At 62.6% G+C, this 16,362-nt stretch carries 12 protein-coding genes; 2 read left to right on the forward strand and 10 right to left on the reverse strand.

Features of this window, described 5'->3' with window-relative positions; genetic code table 11:
• The first annotated feature begins 397 nt into the window (after positions 1 to 397).
• On the forward strand, positions 398 to 1,021 hold the full coding sequence (locus LXE91_RS22035; RefSeq protein ID WP_223274255.1) for a hypothetical protein: 624 nt from the start codon (positions 398 to 400) through the stop codon (positions 1,019 to 1,021).
• Between the two features lie 85 nt (positions 1,022 to 1,106).
• Here the strand turns inward: LXE91_RS22035 and LXE91_RS22040 are convergent, their stop codons facing one another.
• The 9 genes from LXE91_RS22040 to LXE91_RS22080 form a co-directional block, all read right to left on the reverse strand.
• Positions 1,107 to 1,328, reverse strand: coding sequence for a SymE family type I addiction module toxin (locus LXE91_RS22040; RefSeq protein ID WP_039366271.1), 222 nt, complete (start codon positions 1,326 to 1,328; stop codon positions 1,107 to 1,109).
• 1,625 nt (positions 1,329 to 2,953) lie between these two features.
• Entirely contained in the window at positions 2,954 to 3,439 is a 486-nt protein-coding gene (locus LXE91_RS22045) for a hypothetical protein (RefSeq protein WP_198113700.1), read from the reverse strand.
• Positions 3,387 to 7,736, reverse strand: a complete 4,350-nt coding sequence (locus tag LXE91_RS22050) for an RHS repeat-associated core domain-containing protein (protein WP_082139578.1) — start codon at positions 7,734 to 7,736, stop codon at positions 3,387 to 3,389. Before LXE91_RS22050 ends, LXE91_RS22045 begins: the two co-directional genes overlap by 53 nt.
• Positions 7,733 to 8,191: a DcrB-related protein gene (locus tag LXE91_RS22055; protein WP_039366268.1), complete on the reverse strand. Its 459-nt coding sequence runs from the start codon at positions 8,189 to 8,191 to the stop codon at positions 7,733 to 7,735. The genes LXE91_RS22050 and LXE91_RS22055 overlap by 4 nt, the downstream gene beginning before the upstream one ends.
• Positions 8,192 to 8,208: 17 nt before the next feature.
• A complete protein-coding gene (locus LXE91_RS22060) occupies positions 8,209 to 10,347 on the reverse strand; it encodes a type VI secretion system Vgr family protein (RefSeq protein ID WP_039366266.1) in 2,139 nt (712 codons plus the stop codon).
• A 389-nt stretch (positions 10,348 to 10,736) separates the two neighbouring features.
• On the reverse strand, positions 10,737 to 11,249 hold the full coding sequence (gene yfiB / locus LXE91_RS22065; protein ID WP_039366562.1) for an outer membrane lipoprotein YfiB: 513 nt from the start codon (positions 11,247 to 11,249) through the stop codon (positions 10,737 to 10,739).
• An 85-nt stretch (positions 11,250 to 11,334) separates the two neighbouring features.
• Positions 11,335 to 12,603 (reverse strand): diguanylate cyclase DgcN/YfiN, encoded by a 1,269-nt coding sequence (gene dgcN / locus LXE91_RS22070; protein WP_039366264.1) that lies wholly within the window; start codon positions 12,601 to 12,603, stop codon positions 11,335 to 11,337.
• Positions 12,600 to 13,304 (reverse strand): regulatory sequestration protein YfiR, encoded by a 705-nt coding sequence (yfiR, locus tag LXE91_RS22075; protein WP_039366261.1) that lies wholly within the window; start codon positions 13,302 to 13,304, stop codon positions 12,600 to 12,602. Before yfiR ends, dgcN begins: the two co-directional genes overlap by 4 nt.
• A 224-nt stretch (positions 13,305 to 13,528) precedes the next feature.
• Positions 13,529 to 14,083 (reverse strand): surface-adhesin E family protein, encoded by a 555-nt coding sequence (locus tag LXE91_RS22080; RefSeq protein WP_039366258.1) that lies wholly within the window; start codon positions 14,081 to 14,083, stop codon positions 13,529 to 13,531.
• A 220-nt stretch (positions 14,084 to 14,303) separates the two neighbouring features.
• Here LXE91_RS22080 and LXE91_RS22085 point away from each other — a divergent pair, with 220 nt between their 5' ends.
• A complete protein-coding gene (locus LXE91_RS22085) occupies positions 14,304 to 15,545 on the forward strand; it encodes an NAD(P)/FAD-dependent oxidoreductase (RefSeq protein ID WP_039366256.1) in 1,242 nt (413 codons plus the stop codon).
• A 30-nt stretch (positions 15,546 to 15,575) separates the two neighbouring features.
• On the opposite strand, the gene LXE91_RS22090 is transcribed toward LXE91_RS22085, so the two are convergent.
• The gene (locus tag LXE91_RS22090; protein WP_039366255.1) at positions 15,576 to 16,343 is read right to left on the reverse strand and encodes a FadR/GntR family transcriptional regulator; all 768 of its coding nucleotides are present in this window, start codon (positions 16,341 to 16,343) and stop codon (positions 15,576 to 15,578) included.
• Positions 16,344 to 16,362: the final 19 nt, after the last annotated feature.

Here is a 16,362-nt window from a genome sequence, read left to right on the forward strand (position 1 = left end):
ATTGGGTTGCTATGGGGTGGGTCGGATTGGGCAGTTGCCTTGCTGCGCTTGGCTTTCGGCGATATCGGATTTCTTGCGATGCGTTTTCGGGTTACTAAGGGACTGATCGCCGAAAATCAATCGACTGATGATTGTTTGGATTGGCACCAACTCGGGGCGGGCGGTCGGGGTGGTCAATCCTACTGTTTACAAACACCGACTAAACATTTGGAAGCTAATTGTTATTTTTATGAAATAATACGAATCCGCTTCTGCAATCCAGCCAGCCTTCCTGTGAGTCGCGCACGCAGCGCCTCGCAGCCGCTTCAGGGCCGCTTCGACGCCCGTCCGTCGCCCAGCCGCCAGCCAGTGATCTGCCGTTTTTTTCTCATTGCATATCACCTGCTTCGGAACGCTGATGAATCACCCTTTCTGCCTCTCTTCCGCCGCCGCGATCGCGTGTGCGCTTTCCGTTTCTGCCGCCAATGCTTCCGGGCGCGATTCGCTGACCGATCGGTCGGTGGGTGCCAATGTGTTTCGGTCGGAGCGCAGGGCTGCTGCTCGGGATGACGGGCATGCGGCGCGGATGAGTCGTCGCCAGGCGAAGTACGCCGCGCCGGTGGAACGCACGCCGTTTGCTACGCCGGATACGCGTCCGCTGCGGGTGACGGGCGACGCGCTCGTAGTACCGCCGCATTCGGCCAAGCATGAGCCCGATTTCGGGTTGCCCGCGAATCGCGTTGCGCTTGGTGCGGGTGGGAATGATAGTTTTGGTCGCGCAGTGCCTGGCTATGAACAGCGCGCGGAGAACTGGAATGAATACCTGCGGGCCAATGGCTCGCGACTAGCTGGTGGCGGTGGTTCGTATGTACCGCAGCGCCCGTACGATGCCCCGCGCGGTCCACATGGCTCGCCGAATCCGTTCGATCCTTCGGTGCCGCAACCGGAAACGCGGACGTTCTATGACAACGGCGCGGGGACGAAATGCAAGGCTACCGGTGGTGCGGGAACGTGGCGGTCGTCTTGCAATATCGGCTGGTGAGGGGTGACAGTGCGCGGCAGCGGCAATCCCACCACACGCGCTGCGCGATATCGCGCAGCGCGGCCGCATCCTGCGGCGTTGCCTCTTACATCTGCGTGATGATCAGCCTGCCTGGCTCAATCGTGATCTGCGCCTTGCGGCCCGGAACAAAACCCGCATCGTTGACCAGCCACATTCCACCGATCTTCATGTACGGATAAATCGTCTCTGGCCTGGGTTCCATCGTTTTCGGGGAACCCCACATTTCCTGGATCGTTACGAAACGTTCCGTCTTCGGCGGTCGTGCTTTATGATTCGGCTTAGCCATGGACAACTCCTTGAAAGTTGGCTGTGGTTAGCGGGTCGTGAGTGTTGGTAGCACTTGCGGCCCGCGCTCGTTTACCACGGTGCTTTAATGATTCGGAATCCTCCTTTACTGTTGGTTCGATACTAACGAATTCGACAGGATATCAGCGTGCGCAACGCATCCCGTCGTACATGCGACGGAAACGCGATCATCATTATTTTGACGTTGCCTATTAGACCATCATCGACGCGTATTAAGCTGAACGTTAGCCATTCGGTATAGGCACGCGACTCCGTCAGCCCTCGGAGTCATTGTGTGTGTCGATACCGATTGGGGGAGCGAATCACGGCTAGCACGATCTTTCTCATGGCAAGATTGATCAAAACGTGACGATTTGAAACGGTTCGATCACGATCGTGACTATCACCGGGCTTTGACGATCCTTCTGAAGCGTAGGAAATTAGTGCCCCATACCCGTAAGAGATCGGTTTCGGGCTAGTCGACGCGCAGTGGTACAGGAAATTACCTACTCACGTTTAGCGTTTTTCCGCTATCTAGATCAAGTATGCTGAGCGTCTCCATAGCGCATTCGGGGAGCGATAGCTTGGATACTTTTCATAACCCAGATAGATACATGTCCGACTTGCGTCAGATTCTTTCGCAAGGGCGCAAGCGAATAGCCTTGCTAGTCGGCGCAGGGGCTCCGCTCGCAATCCGAGTTAACGCCGATGGGAATCGGTTAAATAACAGCAGAATCATAATCCTCAAAAGAGAACAGATTCCCTCGTTCCCCTTAGGATTGACGGGTCATGAAAAAGCATCACCGCCGAGTCTACGGGGACCTTCCTAAAACTGAAAACTTCGCGTTTCAAAGTAGATCAGCGCCTCGGATCATAATGCAGCCTGTGGATCGTGTGCTCGCCACGAGATCGTCGCACTAATGCGGTTACCAAACTCGTCGTATGCGTGCGCGAACCAGCTGTTCGACATGTGCTCCTTGACGACCTCTCCGCGCCCCGTACACCAGATTGGCCCAACTCTTCAGCAGCGCACTACGAGTGCGCCAGTGTGTACCAATCGGCACGGACGGTTTACGGCTACAACAAAGTTCCGCCTGTGCGTCTCTTGTTCACGGTCAACTTGGAGTTTGAACAACGAGGAGCCTCTTCGTACTGGATAGCGTTACGTTTGGATCAGCCAACGAAGCACACAGATCAGTGAGCATATCCATCCTAATAGCGAAGACCTTCGGCCCCACTATTTTCACGCGACCCGAATCTGGCCGGAACATAGCGATTTTCTCCTGCTCCACCTCATCCAAACCTGACCACAAAGAATCTGATAAAGCGTCCCAGTTTCAACTGTTGTTCAGCGGTAGATCTAGCGGGCATGCGCTACGGATCGCATCATAAAACTGATCTGCGGATGCAATTCCTGTTGGCAAAAAAAATGACAAGCCAGTCACTAAGGCCGCGTTGTTCAGTGATGCGCTTCGCGTCGGTCGAATCGGTCACATAAAGTCCCGATCTATTCAGAATCATGAATCATCCGATCCGCACAAAAACACGACTTCCCGCACCACCCCACTTCCTCATGCACAACAGAATCCATCAACTTTGCCATCTCAAAATAAATTATCTAAATAATCAAATATCAAAAAACCATTCAATAAATTCATTGAATCCATTCCATCTAGACTTCATATTTCCACCCAAAAACTCCCTCAGCGAATCCCCCAACCCAACATCAAAAACCTCACCGGTTTCCTTGTTATAGAAATACCCCCGCTCCCCAGGAAACGAATCCAGCGGAATATATGGCTCTGGAATTTTAAGAGTATCGCGAACCATCTTCAATCTGCCATCATAGTCAGAATTATTCAAAAACCAGCAGATTTGATATATCTCCCCGTTGCGCGACGTGAAGGTTGGGCCATCCTCTACGTGCAAATAGAATTGCGAAAAATCCGACGAAACATCGACCCCTATCCTTATGAGGGCATCCCTATATGTCGGCTCAACATCATCAAACCACCAATTTTTACCCTGACAAAATGAAACAATTTTGCTTGACAGCATATCAACCTCCACATCGGACAGCAGCTTTTCTTCGTTCCGTTTCAGCGGCAGCACGCTGCCTCCAATACTCCTCACGGTCCGCATTGAATGTATCTCTATTCACCGGATTCACTGGGTGCGGATTGGGCAAATAAGGATGCAGCGCCTTGCTACCATAATACCGTTGATGGGTGTCCGCTGACAATTCAAACAAGGAACCCAGTCCATCTTGGTTTGAATGATGCAGGTTGAGCTGTGAATACACTCCATTTTTCACAACAAATGGACTTTTTCCACTTGCAGCCAAATCGAGATTCGTTAATGTCCCGCTTCGCGTGTTTACCGGCAAATCCCAATCAATCGCTTGTTGATAAACAGTATGAGTACTCCCGGACGGAGCATTAAACACTGACGGAGTGAAGAATCCTGTCAACCCCCAGGGATCAATCCAAGAGATCGGGTTCGGCGCGTATTGATAGAGGTTAATTCCGCCCCGCAACGAGATCGGGTCAGGGTTAATGAAGCGGCCAATGTCGGGATCATAGAACCGGAACGTGTTGTAGTGCAGTCCCGTCTCGCGGTCCAGATATTGCCCCTGGGAACGCAGATTCTGCGGTCTCGGTAAGTAAGTAGGTGTCGACGCAGTTGGCTGAACCTCGCCCCACTCCGGCACCGACCGCTGCGGAGCCCGCGCGATCCACTCCTCCTGCACCGCGTTGCCCCACACCTTGTAACGAGCCTGCCAGACCAACTCGCCATCGGCGTTAGTCAGTTCCTCCGGCAACCCCGACACATCGTTGTGGAAATAGTAGACCGCATCCCGCGCATTGTCGTCGTTAGCCGCCGCCTTGCCCTGGTCGATCCGCGCCAGCGGCACATAGCTGTTGGACTCATACAAGTACGTCAGCGCTTCCTCACCCTGACGGTCGTGATACGTCTCCTGCACGAGCCGCATGCCGTCCCACAGGAAATCCGTACTCGCATACCCCCCATTGAGCTTCCGAATCCGCCGACCGAACGCGTCGTATTCGAAATGCGTCGTCCCGACACCCAGCCGGTCCTTCGTCACGACGGTCTTCAACTGATTCCAGTCGTCGTACTCAAGCACCAACTCTTTGGCCGGCCCGTGCCCGCTCAACTTGCGAACCAGCCGCCCATAGACGTCGTATTCGAAGCGCTTGTCCTCGAACATCTTGAGCCGGTTGTGCTCAACGAAGCCCCCCGGGTGATCGCTCGACACCAGGTTCGCCGCCGCGTCCCAGCGAAACACCTCCGACGGCAATCCCGGCCCGGCAGCCTGTTCAATGCGCCCCGTCGGGTCATATCGGTAGCTCGTCGTGCCATAGCGCAGATCCCGCTTCTGGATCACGTCTCCCACAGCGTCGTATTGCCACTGCTTCGCAAGCAGTTCGTCCGCCGCCCTGCCTCGCTGCGCAACGTGCCGAGCACGACGGCCCACCGCGTCATACCCGAAGTGACTGGTCAGCTTGCCTTGCGTCCGCAGGACTTCCCGATGCAGATCATCGCGCTCGATGTCCGCAACTGCGACACCATCAACGCAAATCTGGTGCACATGGCCCGAACCGTAATGCAGCCAGTCGATCGTGCGCTCACCTGAAATCGTGGTGCTGACGCGGTTGCCAAGCTCATCGTAGGTATGCGCAAGCCAGCCCGTCGGCGTGTATTCCTCGAGCACCTCACCACGCGCCCCGTACTTCAGGCTGACCCGATTCTTCAGCAAAGGACCACGAGCAGCCAGCGTGTACAACTCGGCCGACGCGATTCGGCTCGCCTTGTCGTACAGGTACTCACATCGCTCATGCGTGGCTTGCTTCGCCGTCAGTCGCCCGATCGCATCGCGCTCGTATCGCGTCTCGATCTTTCCATCCCGCACGACCGTGCCCTGGCCGCACACGTCGTATTCGTACGTACGCTTGTGGCCATCGAGCCCGATCTGCGCAGCCACCAAATCGCGACGGTCATACTGGAAGCGATACGACTCGCGGTTTTCGTTGGTCAGGCTCGCAAGCCGGAACGCATCGTCGTACCCGAATCGCACGACGCGATTAGCCGCATCGGTACGCGAAAGCAGCAGCCCGCGCGGATTGATCTCATACCGCGTGCTGCGCTGATTCGCATCGACAACCTCGACGAGACGCCCAGCCACGTCATACCGGAACGTCTGACGAGCACCATCGGCCGTCCCGATCCCCGTGACCCGCCCCATCGCATCCGTTTCGTACACGGTCGACTGCCCGGCCGCATCGGTCACACGCGCGAGCGCACCACGTGCGTCATACGCAAACCGCGTAACCTTGCCGGAACAATCGGTATACGATGTCAACTGCGCACGACCATTCCACTCGAGGAACTTGTACCCACCCCGCGCATCGCGAATCGTATGCACGAGCCCACGCTCGTCCCGGTGATACTCGGTCGCAAAACCCGCCGGATCGCGCGTCATCGTCAGATTGCCGCGATCGTCGTAGCGGTAAATCCAGCGCGAATTCGCCGGATCGGTTTCCGCAACAGGCAGGTCGTAGTACCCGTTCCACTCGGTCCGCTCGACCTGCCCAAGCGCATCGATGCGCTGCGTCTGACGCCCGCGCTCGTCATATTCGAAGCGCGTCGTGTTCCCGGCAGGATCGGTCGTGCTCACCAACTGCCGCTTCGCGTTCCACTCTAACCGCCACACGTGGCCTTCGGCATCCGTATGGCTCGTCGGCTGCTGATCCTCGTTCCACGTCCAGCGCGTCACGCGACCGATCTGGTCGGTAATCGTCACCGCACGCTGCGCGAGATCCGCGTCGAACGTGTACGCCTCGCCGTCGTCGGTCCAATGGCGCACGACACGCGCATCGCGACCGACACCCTGCCACGCATAGAAACACTGCAGGCCGCCACGCAGCGTGTGCTGGACCATCAGCCCATGCTCGTATGCGAAGCGTCGCCCGACATGACCGCTACGATCGGTAACGGCCACCAGTTCGCCGGCGTTGCTGTACGCGTACCGAACCAACGTGTCGGGTTGTTCGCCATCGACACCACGGGTCAGCTCGATCGCGCCAATACGTTGCGGATGCAACTTGTCGTACGACAGGGTCAGCAAGCGACCGGCGCTATCGTGCAACCTTACGGGCCGCACGACCTCGTCATGCGCTTCTCGCTCGACCTCGATCCAGTTACCGTTGCGATCCTCGAGACGCCAGAGCTTGAGCGCTTCACTATCCGCGTCGGTACGAGCACGACCGAAATCGCGATACACACCGTCGACCGTCTCGACCACATAGTGGCCACCCTCGGTGCAGATCAGGTAAATGCCTTCCGGCACGCTGAAATGGCTCTCGCCGGGCGGCACGGCCGGGAACACGATATCGCGCCCCTGCTCGTCCCAGTACGTGATCGACGCAACCTCGCCATGTTCACGCGCGAGCCGCAACTCGACGCTGATCGGCACGCTCCACCCCGTCCCGAACAGGCTGTCGGCACGATCATCGAGGCTGCTATAGAAACGCTTCCAGACGATCGGCAGCGGCCCGGGCAGGACGAAGTCGGTATCGTCCGTGCCATCGAGCACCTTGCTGCCGGTAATGACGTTGACCGGATGCCCCGCCGAGGGCCTCGCCAGACTGCCCAGCCAGGTTCCGAACGCACCCGCCGCGAAATTCATCGCGATACACGGCGCCTTGCTCTTCAGAAAGTCGCCCCAACTCATCTTCCCGCGGCCGCACACCGCGAGCGCGATACCGAGCGCCGCCCCCAGCCACCCGAGCCGCGTGGCCGACTTCACATCCCGTACCCGCTGCGTGCCGCCACCGATGAAGACGTTGTCCGAGCCTTCGGCAATCGTCCCGTCGCAGGTCGTCTTGTCGCCGACCCGCGCGGCCGGTTGATCGTTGATATAAACGCTGCCCGACCCGTCGGCTATCATCTGCGGCCCGGGATGATCGGTACACGCAACGGTATCGAGATCGCCCGGCTTCGCCGCCCGTGAGGCCGGCTTGTTGTTGATGTAGACGTTCCCCGACCCGCTTGCGATCTTGCCTTTGATCACGGGCGGCACGATCGAATTGGCGAGCGACTTCGCGCCCTCGTCGATGGCGTCGTTCATGCCGCTCGCTTCCATCAACGCGCCCGAGCCGACCGCCACGCCCACGCCGATCGCAATCACGAGCGGCGTCGCCAACCCGGCCGTGCCGATTTCGAGCGCAGCGAGGCCGGCGAAGATCAGCCCCTCCATCGCCTCTGCCACCAATGCACCGACGATGGCGCCACCGACCACGGACCCGACCGTGCCGACAAGCTCCCCCATCAACGTCGTGTGCTGGATCGGATCTTCGAAGCGAGCGGCCGCGAAGTTCTCCGCGCTCACGACGCGTCACCCGGCCCGAGCAGGGACGGCCGCGCCGCGCGCGGCTGGAAACTGGCGAGCATGCGTTCGGCGATCGCCTGCTGTTCTTCGGTCAGCGGCGCCGCGCTGGTCAACGTCATCACCAGCACGCGGCCGGCGTCATCCGACGGAAACATCGTCTGCACCTGATGCCAGAGCCGGCCATCCCGCTCGAGCGTGGAATCGATCTGAACGCCCGCACGGGAGCCGACCGTCACCGGCCGCCGCGCCTTCTCGTTCAGCATCCTGGCATCGCGCGACGCGACTTCCCATTCGCGCGCGACGAACGCGTCGAGGTTCTCCCCGTCGCGCAACCGCCCGCGGGCGATCACGAGATTGAGGCCGCCGGGGCCGGCGTTCATCATCAGGATGTTGACGGTCCGATCGAGCGCCGCGTCCGGCAGTTCGAAGGTGCCTTCGTGGATTGCGTAGTGCATGGCTGGTTTCGTTCGAGTTATTTGTTGAGGTCGATACGCGTGCCGTTGATCATCACGCCGTCGTCGGTCATCAGGATCACGGAGCCCTTGTGCTCGAGCCGGATGCCTTCCGGCGCGAGCGAGATCGAGCTGTCCATCACCTTCAGCAGGATGCCGCGCTCGGCCATGTGAACCTGCGTGCCGCCGCCGCCATCCTTGGCCGGCGTCGTCACCTCGACGGTGGTCGCGGTCGTACTGCGCTTCTGGGCGATCGTCTCGGTCAGGTTGCCCTGCGGAATCTGCTTCTCTTCGCTCCCCGTCGCCACCAGCACAGTGCGCAGCGGCCCCAGCACCTTGTGCGTCTCGTTGTTCTCGACGACGGTGTTCATGTCCTTCTGCGCGTGCATGAAGAATTCCTGCATGCCGTTCGTGTCGGTCATGCGGATCTCGTTCGACCCCTGCCCCTTGTGCGTCTGGCTCTTGATCCCCATCGTCTGGCCGGCCGCACCGTGGTACGGGTTGCCCTGTTCGCCGTTGAACACGCGGCCGACGATCACCGGGTTATCCGGGTCACCCTGGTTGAACGCAACCAGCACTTCCTGCTTGATCCGCGGAATCGCGGCCGCGCCCCAGCCGTCGCCCGCCCATGGTTGCGATACACGCACCCACATCGAATCGGAGCCATCCTTCTTGCCGCGCCGGTCCCAAGGGAAATGCACCTTCACGGCGCTGCCGTTCGTGTAGATTTCCTCGCCCTTCGGCCCGACGACGATCGCCGACTGCGTGCCGTGAATCACCGGCTTCGGCGTGCCGCGCGGCGCACGGTACGGAATCTTCTTCGGCAGCAGCGCGAAGCTGTTGCGGTACGGCAGCTTCGCGCTGTGCTGTGTGTAGTCGTTCACTGCCTCGTGACGCACGTGCAGGATCACGTATTCCTGGTTGTTCTCGAGCACCGGATGATTCGCCACCGTGACGGCGCCGGCCGTCGTCATGCGCCACGCATAGCCGCCGCCGGTATAGCGGTGGGCCTGCGCCTCCTCGGCTTCCATCGCATAACGCGCATAGCGGTTGCCGTCGTCGCCGTGGTCGTACAGCGACTGGTGCTCGAACCGCTCGGTCGCGTCGAGCCGCGCATGCTTGAGGTTCTGCGGCCCGGCCTCCACCAGCATCAGCGGCGACGACGGATTCTGGTGGTTGAAGTCGCGGAACGTGACCTTGCCGACGCCAAAGCGCCGGCCTTCGTGCAGCTGGTCGATGCCGCTGTCCTCGCTCGCCTCGGTGGCCGCGAACGGCACCGTCGCCAGCCCGTCGATCGGACGGAACAGCAGGTTCGAATCGCCAATCACCAGGAAGTGCTTGTCCTTCTCGTAGCGGTGCGTCCAGACCAGCCCCTCCTGCTCCATCAGCCGCGCGCAGAAGTTGTAGTAGCTCTCCTGGTACATCACGACGTACTCGAGCGGCTTCTGGGCCGTGCGGATATCGAACACGAAGTCGGAGAAGCCGTGCTCCTGGAAGATCTCGGTGAGGATGTCCTGCGCGGTCTTGTTCTGGAAGATCCGGCAGTCGGTCGAGCGCGTCAGGAACCAGAACCACGGCACCGCCGTCAGGTGATATTGCGTGACGTTGCCGGGGTTGCCGGCGCGGTCGAACGACGCGACATAGCCGTCGAAGTAACGGTCGTTGTCGGCGGCGCCCGATGCGACGACGCGTTCGAGCGTCGACAGGCGCGCCTGCTGGTCGAACCGGATCTTGACCTGCTGGCCGATCAGGTCCTCGGGGCGCAGGTCGTGACGATGCGACAGCAGGTCGAGATGAATCTCCGGCAACCGGTTGACGTGCTCGTCGACGACGGCGGCGCTGACCAGCAGCACGTCCGGGCCGAGCGGCGTATCGAGCGTCACGTAGCGGTTGAGCTGGGTCAGGCGGGCGGGGTTGGCGGCGCCGTTGATCGCCTCGGCGATCGCGCCGGGCGTCTTGTCCATCAGCGAGAAGCCTGTCTGCGCGAGCTGCATCGCGCGCTGGACGGTGTCGACGTGCCCGGCCAGGCCCGCGAGCGGCCCGAGGCTGCCGGCGACACTCGATGCAACCGGGCCGGCGAGACCGCCGAGCGCGCTCAACGAGCCGAGCGCACTACCTCCCATTCCTGTGGGAATACCCCCGTTCGGAGCGAAACTCATGCTTGTTCCTTCTTGTGTTCTCAGGTTCCTGGTGCCGGTTGACCGGCCCGAAGCCCCGATAATGTAGGACAAAATCCGGAAGCGTGAAAGACACCCGCAAACGTTTCCATTCCGGCCCCCGATAGCCCGAAAACCGGCCGGCGGCAGGGCCGCCCGGACGCGGCTCCCCACGCCGAAGCACCGCGCCAGCACGCGCGGAACACGACACAATCTGCATGAAACGTGTGACAGATCCGTACGGGGCGAGGCATCGCCCCCGGTCACGATGAAATAGTGCGAACGCTCGGGAAGGAAACGCGCGCTGGCTGGCGCTGCTGTGCCGCTATGCTCGATCGAGCATCGCGTTTGATCGCATGACGCACGACACTTTCAAAATCCTTTCATACCAATCACCGCGGCGACACCACGATCGCCGCCCGCCGATTCTGCGCCCTTCCTCCCGGCGTCTTGTTGTCCCCGACCGGGTCGCGCTTCCCTTTCCCGACGATCGCGATGCGCTTTGCATCGAGCCCCACGTCGACCAGTTCAAGCGCGACGACCTCCGCCCGCCGCCTGGACAACTCGAGGTCATACTCGTCCACGCCTTCCTCGTCCGAATAGCCATAGACCCGTACCCCGTTGATCCCCGCCGAGTGGAGCGTGCGGCCGATCCTTTCGACGATCCGCCGCACATCGGGCTTGAGGTTGTAGCGATCGAAATCGAACAGGATCGGCCCGGTCGAGCCGAACTCGAAACCCTGCTGGGTTTCCTGGAAACCGGCCGACTTGAGCGCCGTGACCTGCGTCTGCGTCAATCCACGATGAAGCGGCGGCGGCGTCTTGCAGCCTCCCAGCAGCATGCATAAAAGCAGCGCGCTGCCGATGCACAAGCGCCCAAGCCCAACCGGAAACGTGTTGTCCATCATTGACCCCTTCGATTGCACCCGCATCGCGAGCGCTTTTTCAAGCGACTGCCGCGGCCTCGCCCGCAGCGTGAAACGATGAACCTCAAGCCGCCCCCGCGACTCCTTCGGCCAGTTGCCACGAGCCTGGCCGGGCGCGCTTGGCGCGGTACATCGCGGCATCCGCCGCCCGCAGCAAGCCGCTCGCATCCGACGCGTGATCGGGATACAGCGCAATGCCGGCACTCATCATGGTGGCCACCACGCGGCCGTCGGACAGCTCGATCGACGGCGCCATGCCGGACAGGATCTCGTCAGCAATACGACATACGCTGTCCGCGTCGCGCACGGCCGGCAGCATGACCGCGAATTCGTCACCGCCCAGGCGCGCGACCAGGTCGGCCTCGCGCACCTGCGAGCGCAGCCGTGACGCGATGCCGATCAGCACCGCGTCGCCGGCTTCGTGGCCGAGGCAGTCGTTGATTTCCTTGAAGCGGTCGCAGTCGAGATACAGGATCGCGACCCGCTGCCCCGTCACGCGGGCCTCGCCGAGGGCGAGCGCGAGGCGCGACTCGAGCTGCACGCGGTTGGGCAGCCCCGTGAGCGCGTCGTGCGTCGCCTTGTGTTCGAGCGACGCGTTCTCGTCGCGCAGCGTGTTCTGCCAGTCCTCGAATTCGTCGAGCAGCGCGTTGAAGTCGTCGCCAAGCTGGTTGAGTTCGGCAATCGCCGCGGGCTCGACGCGCTGCGCGAACGCACGCTCGCGCCGCACCGCGTGGGCGACGCCGGCCAGCGCGCGCAACGGCGAAACGATGCTACGCAGCAGGCGCTTCGAGCTGATGTACGCCCCGATCACGCTGACGGCCAGGCAACCGAGAATGCCGCCCACGCCACCCAGCAGGAATCCGAAGAACTGATGGCCGCGGCCGCGCACGACCACGTGGCCGACGATGATGCCGTCGTGCATCACCGGCGCGGTCACGGGCCCCGGCAGCGCGAGGTCGGCAACGACGCGCTCGAGCCGCGCGATCCCGCTGCCGGCAGGCAACTGCCACGTCGCGAACGGTTCGTCCTTGCTATCGGTGACCACCACCTGTGCGACATCCTCGTCGCCGGCGATCAGCCCGATCGCCTCGGCCGCCGCGACGCGGTCGCCGAACACGAGCGCGGCCTCCACCGTATAACCGAGCGAGCGGGCCAGCAGGTTCAGGTTGTTGCCGGCATACGCACGCAATGCGATCACGGCCACCACGATCAACGACACGGCGGCCATCGTGACGGCGACGAATGCGAGGCGCAGGTGCGCGCGACGCAGCACGCTTTGCAGCGTCGGGCGCGGCACGCGCGACAGCGAAACCGGAGGCGTGGGTCGTGTCATGGTGCCCCCGGCCGCCGCGCGAGATTGAGCACGTTCGGATGCACGCGCACGCCGCTGCGTGCCACCGCGTCGAGATTGATGTCGAACGACACGCGATCGCCGTCGACGTTGAGGCAGAACATGCCGCCTGCGGTGCAGGACGGATCGTGTTCCGAAATCGTCAGCACCGGATGGCCGGCCACCGCGCTTCTCACGCGGGCTCTCTCGTCTTCACTCAGGGTGCCGAGATAGACGATGTCGCAGGCGATGCCGAGCGCGGCATCGTCGAAGCGCACACGCTGCACGTCGAGCAGCGTCGAGCCGGCCTGCAGCGTGTCGGTCAGGCCGCGCGCGTAGTCGGGCCGGCCCGTGACGCACAGATGCAGGCGAACGGGTGTGGTCGGCCAGTGGGTGAAGCTGATGATGCCCAGCACGACCTGACGCACGGCCGTGTCGTGTGACGCAGCTTCGGAATCGGCGGGGGCAGGATTCGCGCCGGCAACCGTGCGCACCATGTCGACCGGATCGACAACCTCGGCGGAAGCCCCGGCGAGCACGGCCTGTGCAGTGCCCAGAACGCAAACGATTGCGGCCAGCGCGTGGCGCAGCGGAGCGGTTCGACCCGAGCAGCCGGGCACCGTTCGTGCGGCGATTGCCGCCGCGTCCGCTGGCGTCGCTGCAGTCGCGAGACTGGCAGCCGGCGCGCACACTTTCGCATCCATGATGGCAACATCCGCTGGCGTCGCTCCGGCGCTGCCTCCCGCCTCCCTCCATGCGCGTGCAGGCACCGAATTACGCGCATGATGGCTTCATCTTAGGTAAAAATTCGCACCGCCAACCAGTGGGAAACACCCGCGAGAAGCAGTGGAAAGTATGCGGAATCGGCGCGTGTGCGGATGTGTCTTCCGGTGTCGAGCCGGTGCCGACGTCGGTGCCGGGAAATTGATCAGTGGAATGGACGCATGGTCCGCGCAAACTTCATACGATCCTCGACGGATTTCGAAGCGTCGATCTCCGCGCGTTGTGCCGCATTCGAGTCACGAATCTGCGTTGCCCGGCAGCGACGAAATCGAACCGCACACGTTGCCCGCGGTCGCGAAGTTGCACAAACAAATTGCGTGATCGCGTATCCGAAGGTACGGGGCTCGTAGGTTCGAAAGTTATCCGGCTGGCCATCGATCGAGTTGACCTCGTCGGGCTGAACGCCGTAGCCGGTCGATCGACCGATCGCAGCGGTACGGCTTGCGCAATCGATCGACCATTGCGATATGACTTTCTCGGTCGGAAAGCCCACGCGTAGCGTTGACGCGGGCCTGTCGTAAACCAGCTTCACCAGGACGTCGGCGCGGACACCCTTGCGATCGAGCGATGACGACGAAAGGCTCACGGCGACGCCATCGTCCCGGGAAATCTCGACCCGGTCGTTGTCGTACTTGCTTGCAACAGCATTCGATGCGACCAGAGCGACAACACACGCGACAGTCGCTTTCATCGTGATCATGGGCAATGCGGAGCGGGCAAGTGGCCGGCACGCGCATGCTGATGCCCGCGCTGTCGCGACGATCACGAATCATCGCGCGCGGGCCACCCGCCATGCGCAGGCCGCGCGCGTCCTCTTGGTGCCCCACGCCGCCGCGAGTATGCTTGCAGTTCGAACGCTCTCCAACCCGGGCGCTGACGCCTCATCACGGGCGCGCGCCGCTCACCGTCACTCACCACTGATGGATTTCGACGTCATCGTTCTCGGCGCAGGCATCGTCGGCGTCTCCGCAGCACTCCACCTGCAGGATCGCGGGCGCAAGGTCGCCCTCGTCGATCGCGGCGCGCCCGGCGAAGGCACGAGCTTCGGCAACGCGGGGCTGATCGAGCGCTCGTCGGTCGAACCGTATCCGTTCCCCCGCAGCCCGTTCACGCTGATGCGCTATGCGCTGAACCGCTCGACCGATCTCTACTGGCACAGCGCGTCGCTGCCCGCATTCGCGCCATGGCTTGCACGTTTCTGGTGGGAATCGGCGCCGCTGCGTCACGCGGCCGCATCGCGCGACATGCTGCCGCTGATCGAGCGCTGCATCGTCGAGCACGACGCGCTGATCGCGCGGGCCGGCGCCGGCGAGCTCATCCGCGCGAACGGCTGGCTGGAAGCGTTCCGCACGCCGGCCGCGTTCGAACGCGGCGTGACCGAAGCCGGACTCACCGCGCGCCGCCACGGGCTCGGCATCACGCCGCTCGATGCCGCCGCGCTGCACGCGCACGAACCGAGCCTCGCGCCCGGCTTCTGCGGCGCGCTGCACTGGCTCGATCCGAAAAGCGTCGTCGACCCGTCCGCGCTCGTCAAAGCGTATGCGCAACTCTTCGTGCAAGGCGGCGGCACGCTGCTGACGGGCGATGCCGCGAGCCTCGACGCGCTGTCGCCGGGCTGGCAGGTCAGGACGCAGGACGGCATGGCCGCCGCGCCGGCCGTGGTCGTCGCGCTCGGCCCGTGGTCCGACACGGTATTCGGCAAGTTCGGCTACACGATCCCGCTGCGCGAGAAGCGCGGCTATCACATGCACTACGCACCTTCCACGCGCGGCGTGCCGTCGGCGCCGATCGTCGATCGCGAATACGGTTACGTGATCGCACCGATGAAACGCGGGCTGCGGCTGACGACCGGCGTCGAAATCGCGCGGCGCGGCGTGCCGCCCACCGGCGTGCAGCTCGAACGCGCGGAACGCGTCGCGCGGCCCGTGTTCGGTTTCGGCGAGCGGCTCGACCCGCAACCCTGGCTCGGCTTCCGGCCGTGCACGCCCGACATGCGCCCGGTGATCGGCCCCGCGCCCGCGCATCGCGGGCTGTGGTTCGCGTTCGGGCACAACCATCACGGGCTGACGCTCGGCCCCGTCACCGGCCGCCTGCTGGCCGAGATGATGACCGGCGAAGCGCCGTTCACCGATCCGGCGCCGTATCGCGCGGATCGCTTCTGACCGGGCAACAGGTATCGCTTCGAAGCGCGCTCAGTCGAGCGCGCGCCCGAAGATGCGGATCACTTCGTCGAGATGCTCGGCCATCGCGCGGCGCGCGGCGTCCGGGTCGCGTGCGCGGATCGCGTCGAGGATCGCGCGGTGTTCGAGCTCCGACCGGTGCGGCATGTCGTTCGGCATGTACAGCGACTGCAGCCGCTGGAACATCAGGTCGTACTTGTGCGCGAGCAGTTGCTTGATCATCAGCGCATACGCGGCGTTGTCGCTCGCCTCCGCGATGCGGATGTGAAACAGCCGGTCGCCCGGATGCGTGAGCGAGCCACTGAGGTTGTCTGCCTGGTTGCGCAGGAACGCCTCGTGGATCGCTTCGATCTGCTCGTCAGAGCCGTGCTTCGCGGCCAGCGACGCCGCTTCAGGCTCGATCAGCCGGCGCGCCTGCAGCAACGCGAACGGCGGGATTTCGGTGTCGAGGTCGAGTGCGATGCCGAGTTCGGGATCGATCTCGACGATCGTGAACGGCGCGGCCTTCTCCGCCGGCACTGGCGCAGGCTCGGGTGCGACGGCCGTTTCGGGATGGCGCACCTTCACGCCGTCGCCGACCCGCACGCTCACGAGCCCGCTCACTTCGAGCGCGATCAGCGCCTCGCGCACCGAGGTGCGCGACACGCCGAACTGTTCGGCCAGTTCGCGCTCGGGCGGCAGGTAGCTGCCCGGCGGAAAATCGCCGGACTCGATCATCGCACTGAGCTTGTCGGCGATCTGCTGGTAGAGGCGGCGGTTCTGAATCGGCTGGATGGACATACGTTGATGCAGGTGAGCG

Source organism: Burkholderia contaminans, from assembly GCF_029633825.1.
GTDB lineage: Bacteria > Pseudomonadota > Gammaproteobacteria > Burkholderiales > Burkholderiaceae > Burkholderia > Burkholderia contaminans.

Bases quoted from the DNA above. Each gene is read 5' to 3' on its own strand.
- LXE91_RS22035 (WP_223274255.1), top strand. From the start codon at position 398: ATGAATCACCCTTTCTGCCTCTCTTCCGCCGCCGCGATCGCGTGTGCG.
- LXE91_RS22040 (WP_039366271.1), bottom strand. From the start codon at position 1,328: ATGGCTAAGCCGAATCATAAAGCACGACCGCCGAAGACGGAACGTTTC.
- LXE91_RS22055 (WP_039366268.1), bottom strand. From the start codon at position 8,191: ATGCACTACGCAATCCACGAAGGCACCTTCGAACTGCCGGACGCGGCG.
- LXE91_RS22060 (WP_039366266.1), bottom strand. From the start codon at position 10,347: ATGAGTTTCGCTCCGAACGGGGGTATTCCCACAGGAATGGGAGGTAGT.
- yfiB (WP_039366562.1), bottom strand. From the start codon at position 11,249: ATGGACAACACGTTTCCGGTTGGGCTTGGGCGCTTGTGCATCGGCAGC.
- dgcN (WP_039366264.1), bottom strand. From the start codon at position 12,603: ATGACACGACCCACGCCTCCGGTTTCGCTGTCGCGCGTGCCGCGCCCG.
- yfiR (WP_039366261.1), bottom strand. From the start codon at position 13,304: ATGGATGCGAAAGTGTGCGCGCCGGCTGCCAGTCTCGCGACTGCAGCG.
- LXE91_RS22080 (WP_039366258.1), bottom strand. From the start codon at position 14,083: ATGATCACGATGAAAGCGACTGTCGCGTGTGTTGTCGCTCTGGTCGCA.
- LXE91_RS22085 (WP_039366256.1), top strand. From the start codon at position 14,304: ATGGATTTCGACGTCATCGTTCTCGGCGCAGGCATCGTCGGCGTCTCC.
- LXE91_RS22090 (WP_039366255.1), bottom strand. From the start codon at position 16,343: ATGTCCATCCAGCCGATTCAGAACCGCCGCCTCTACCAGCAGATCGCC.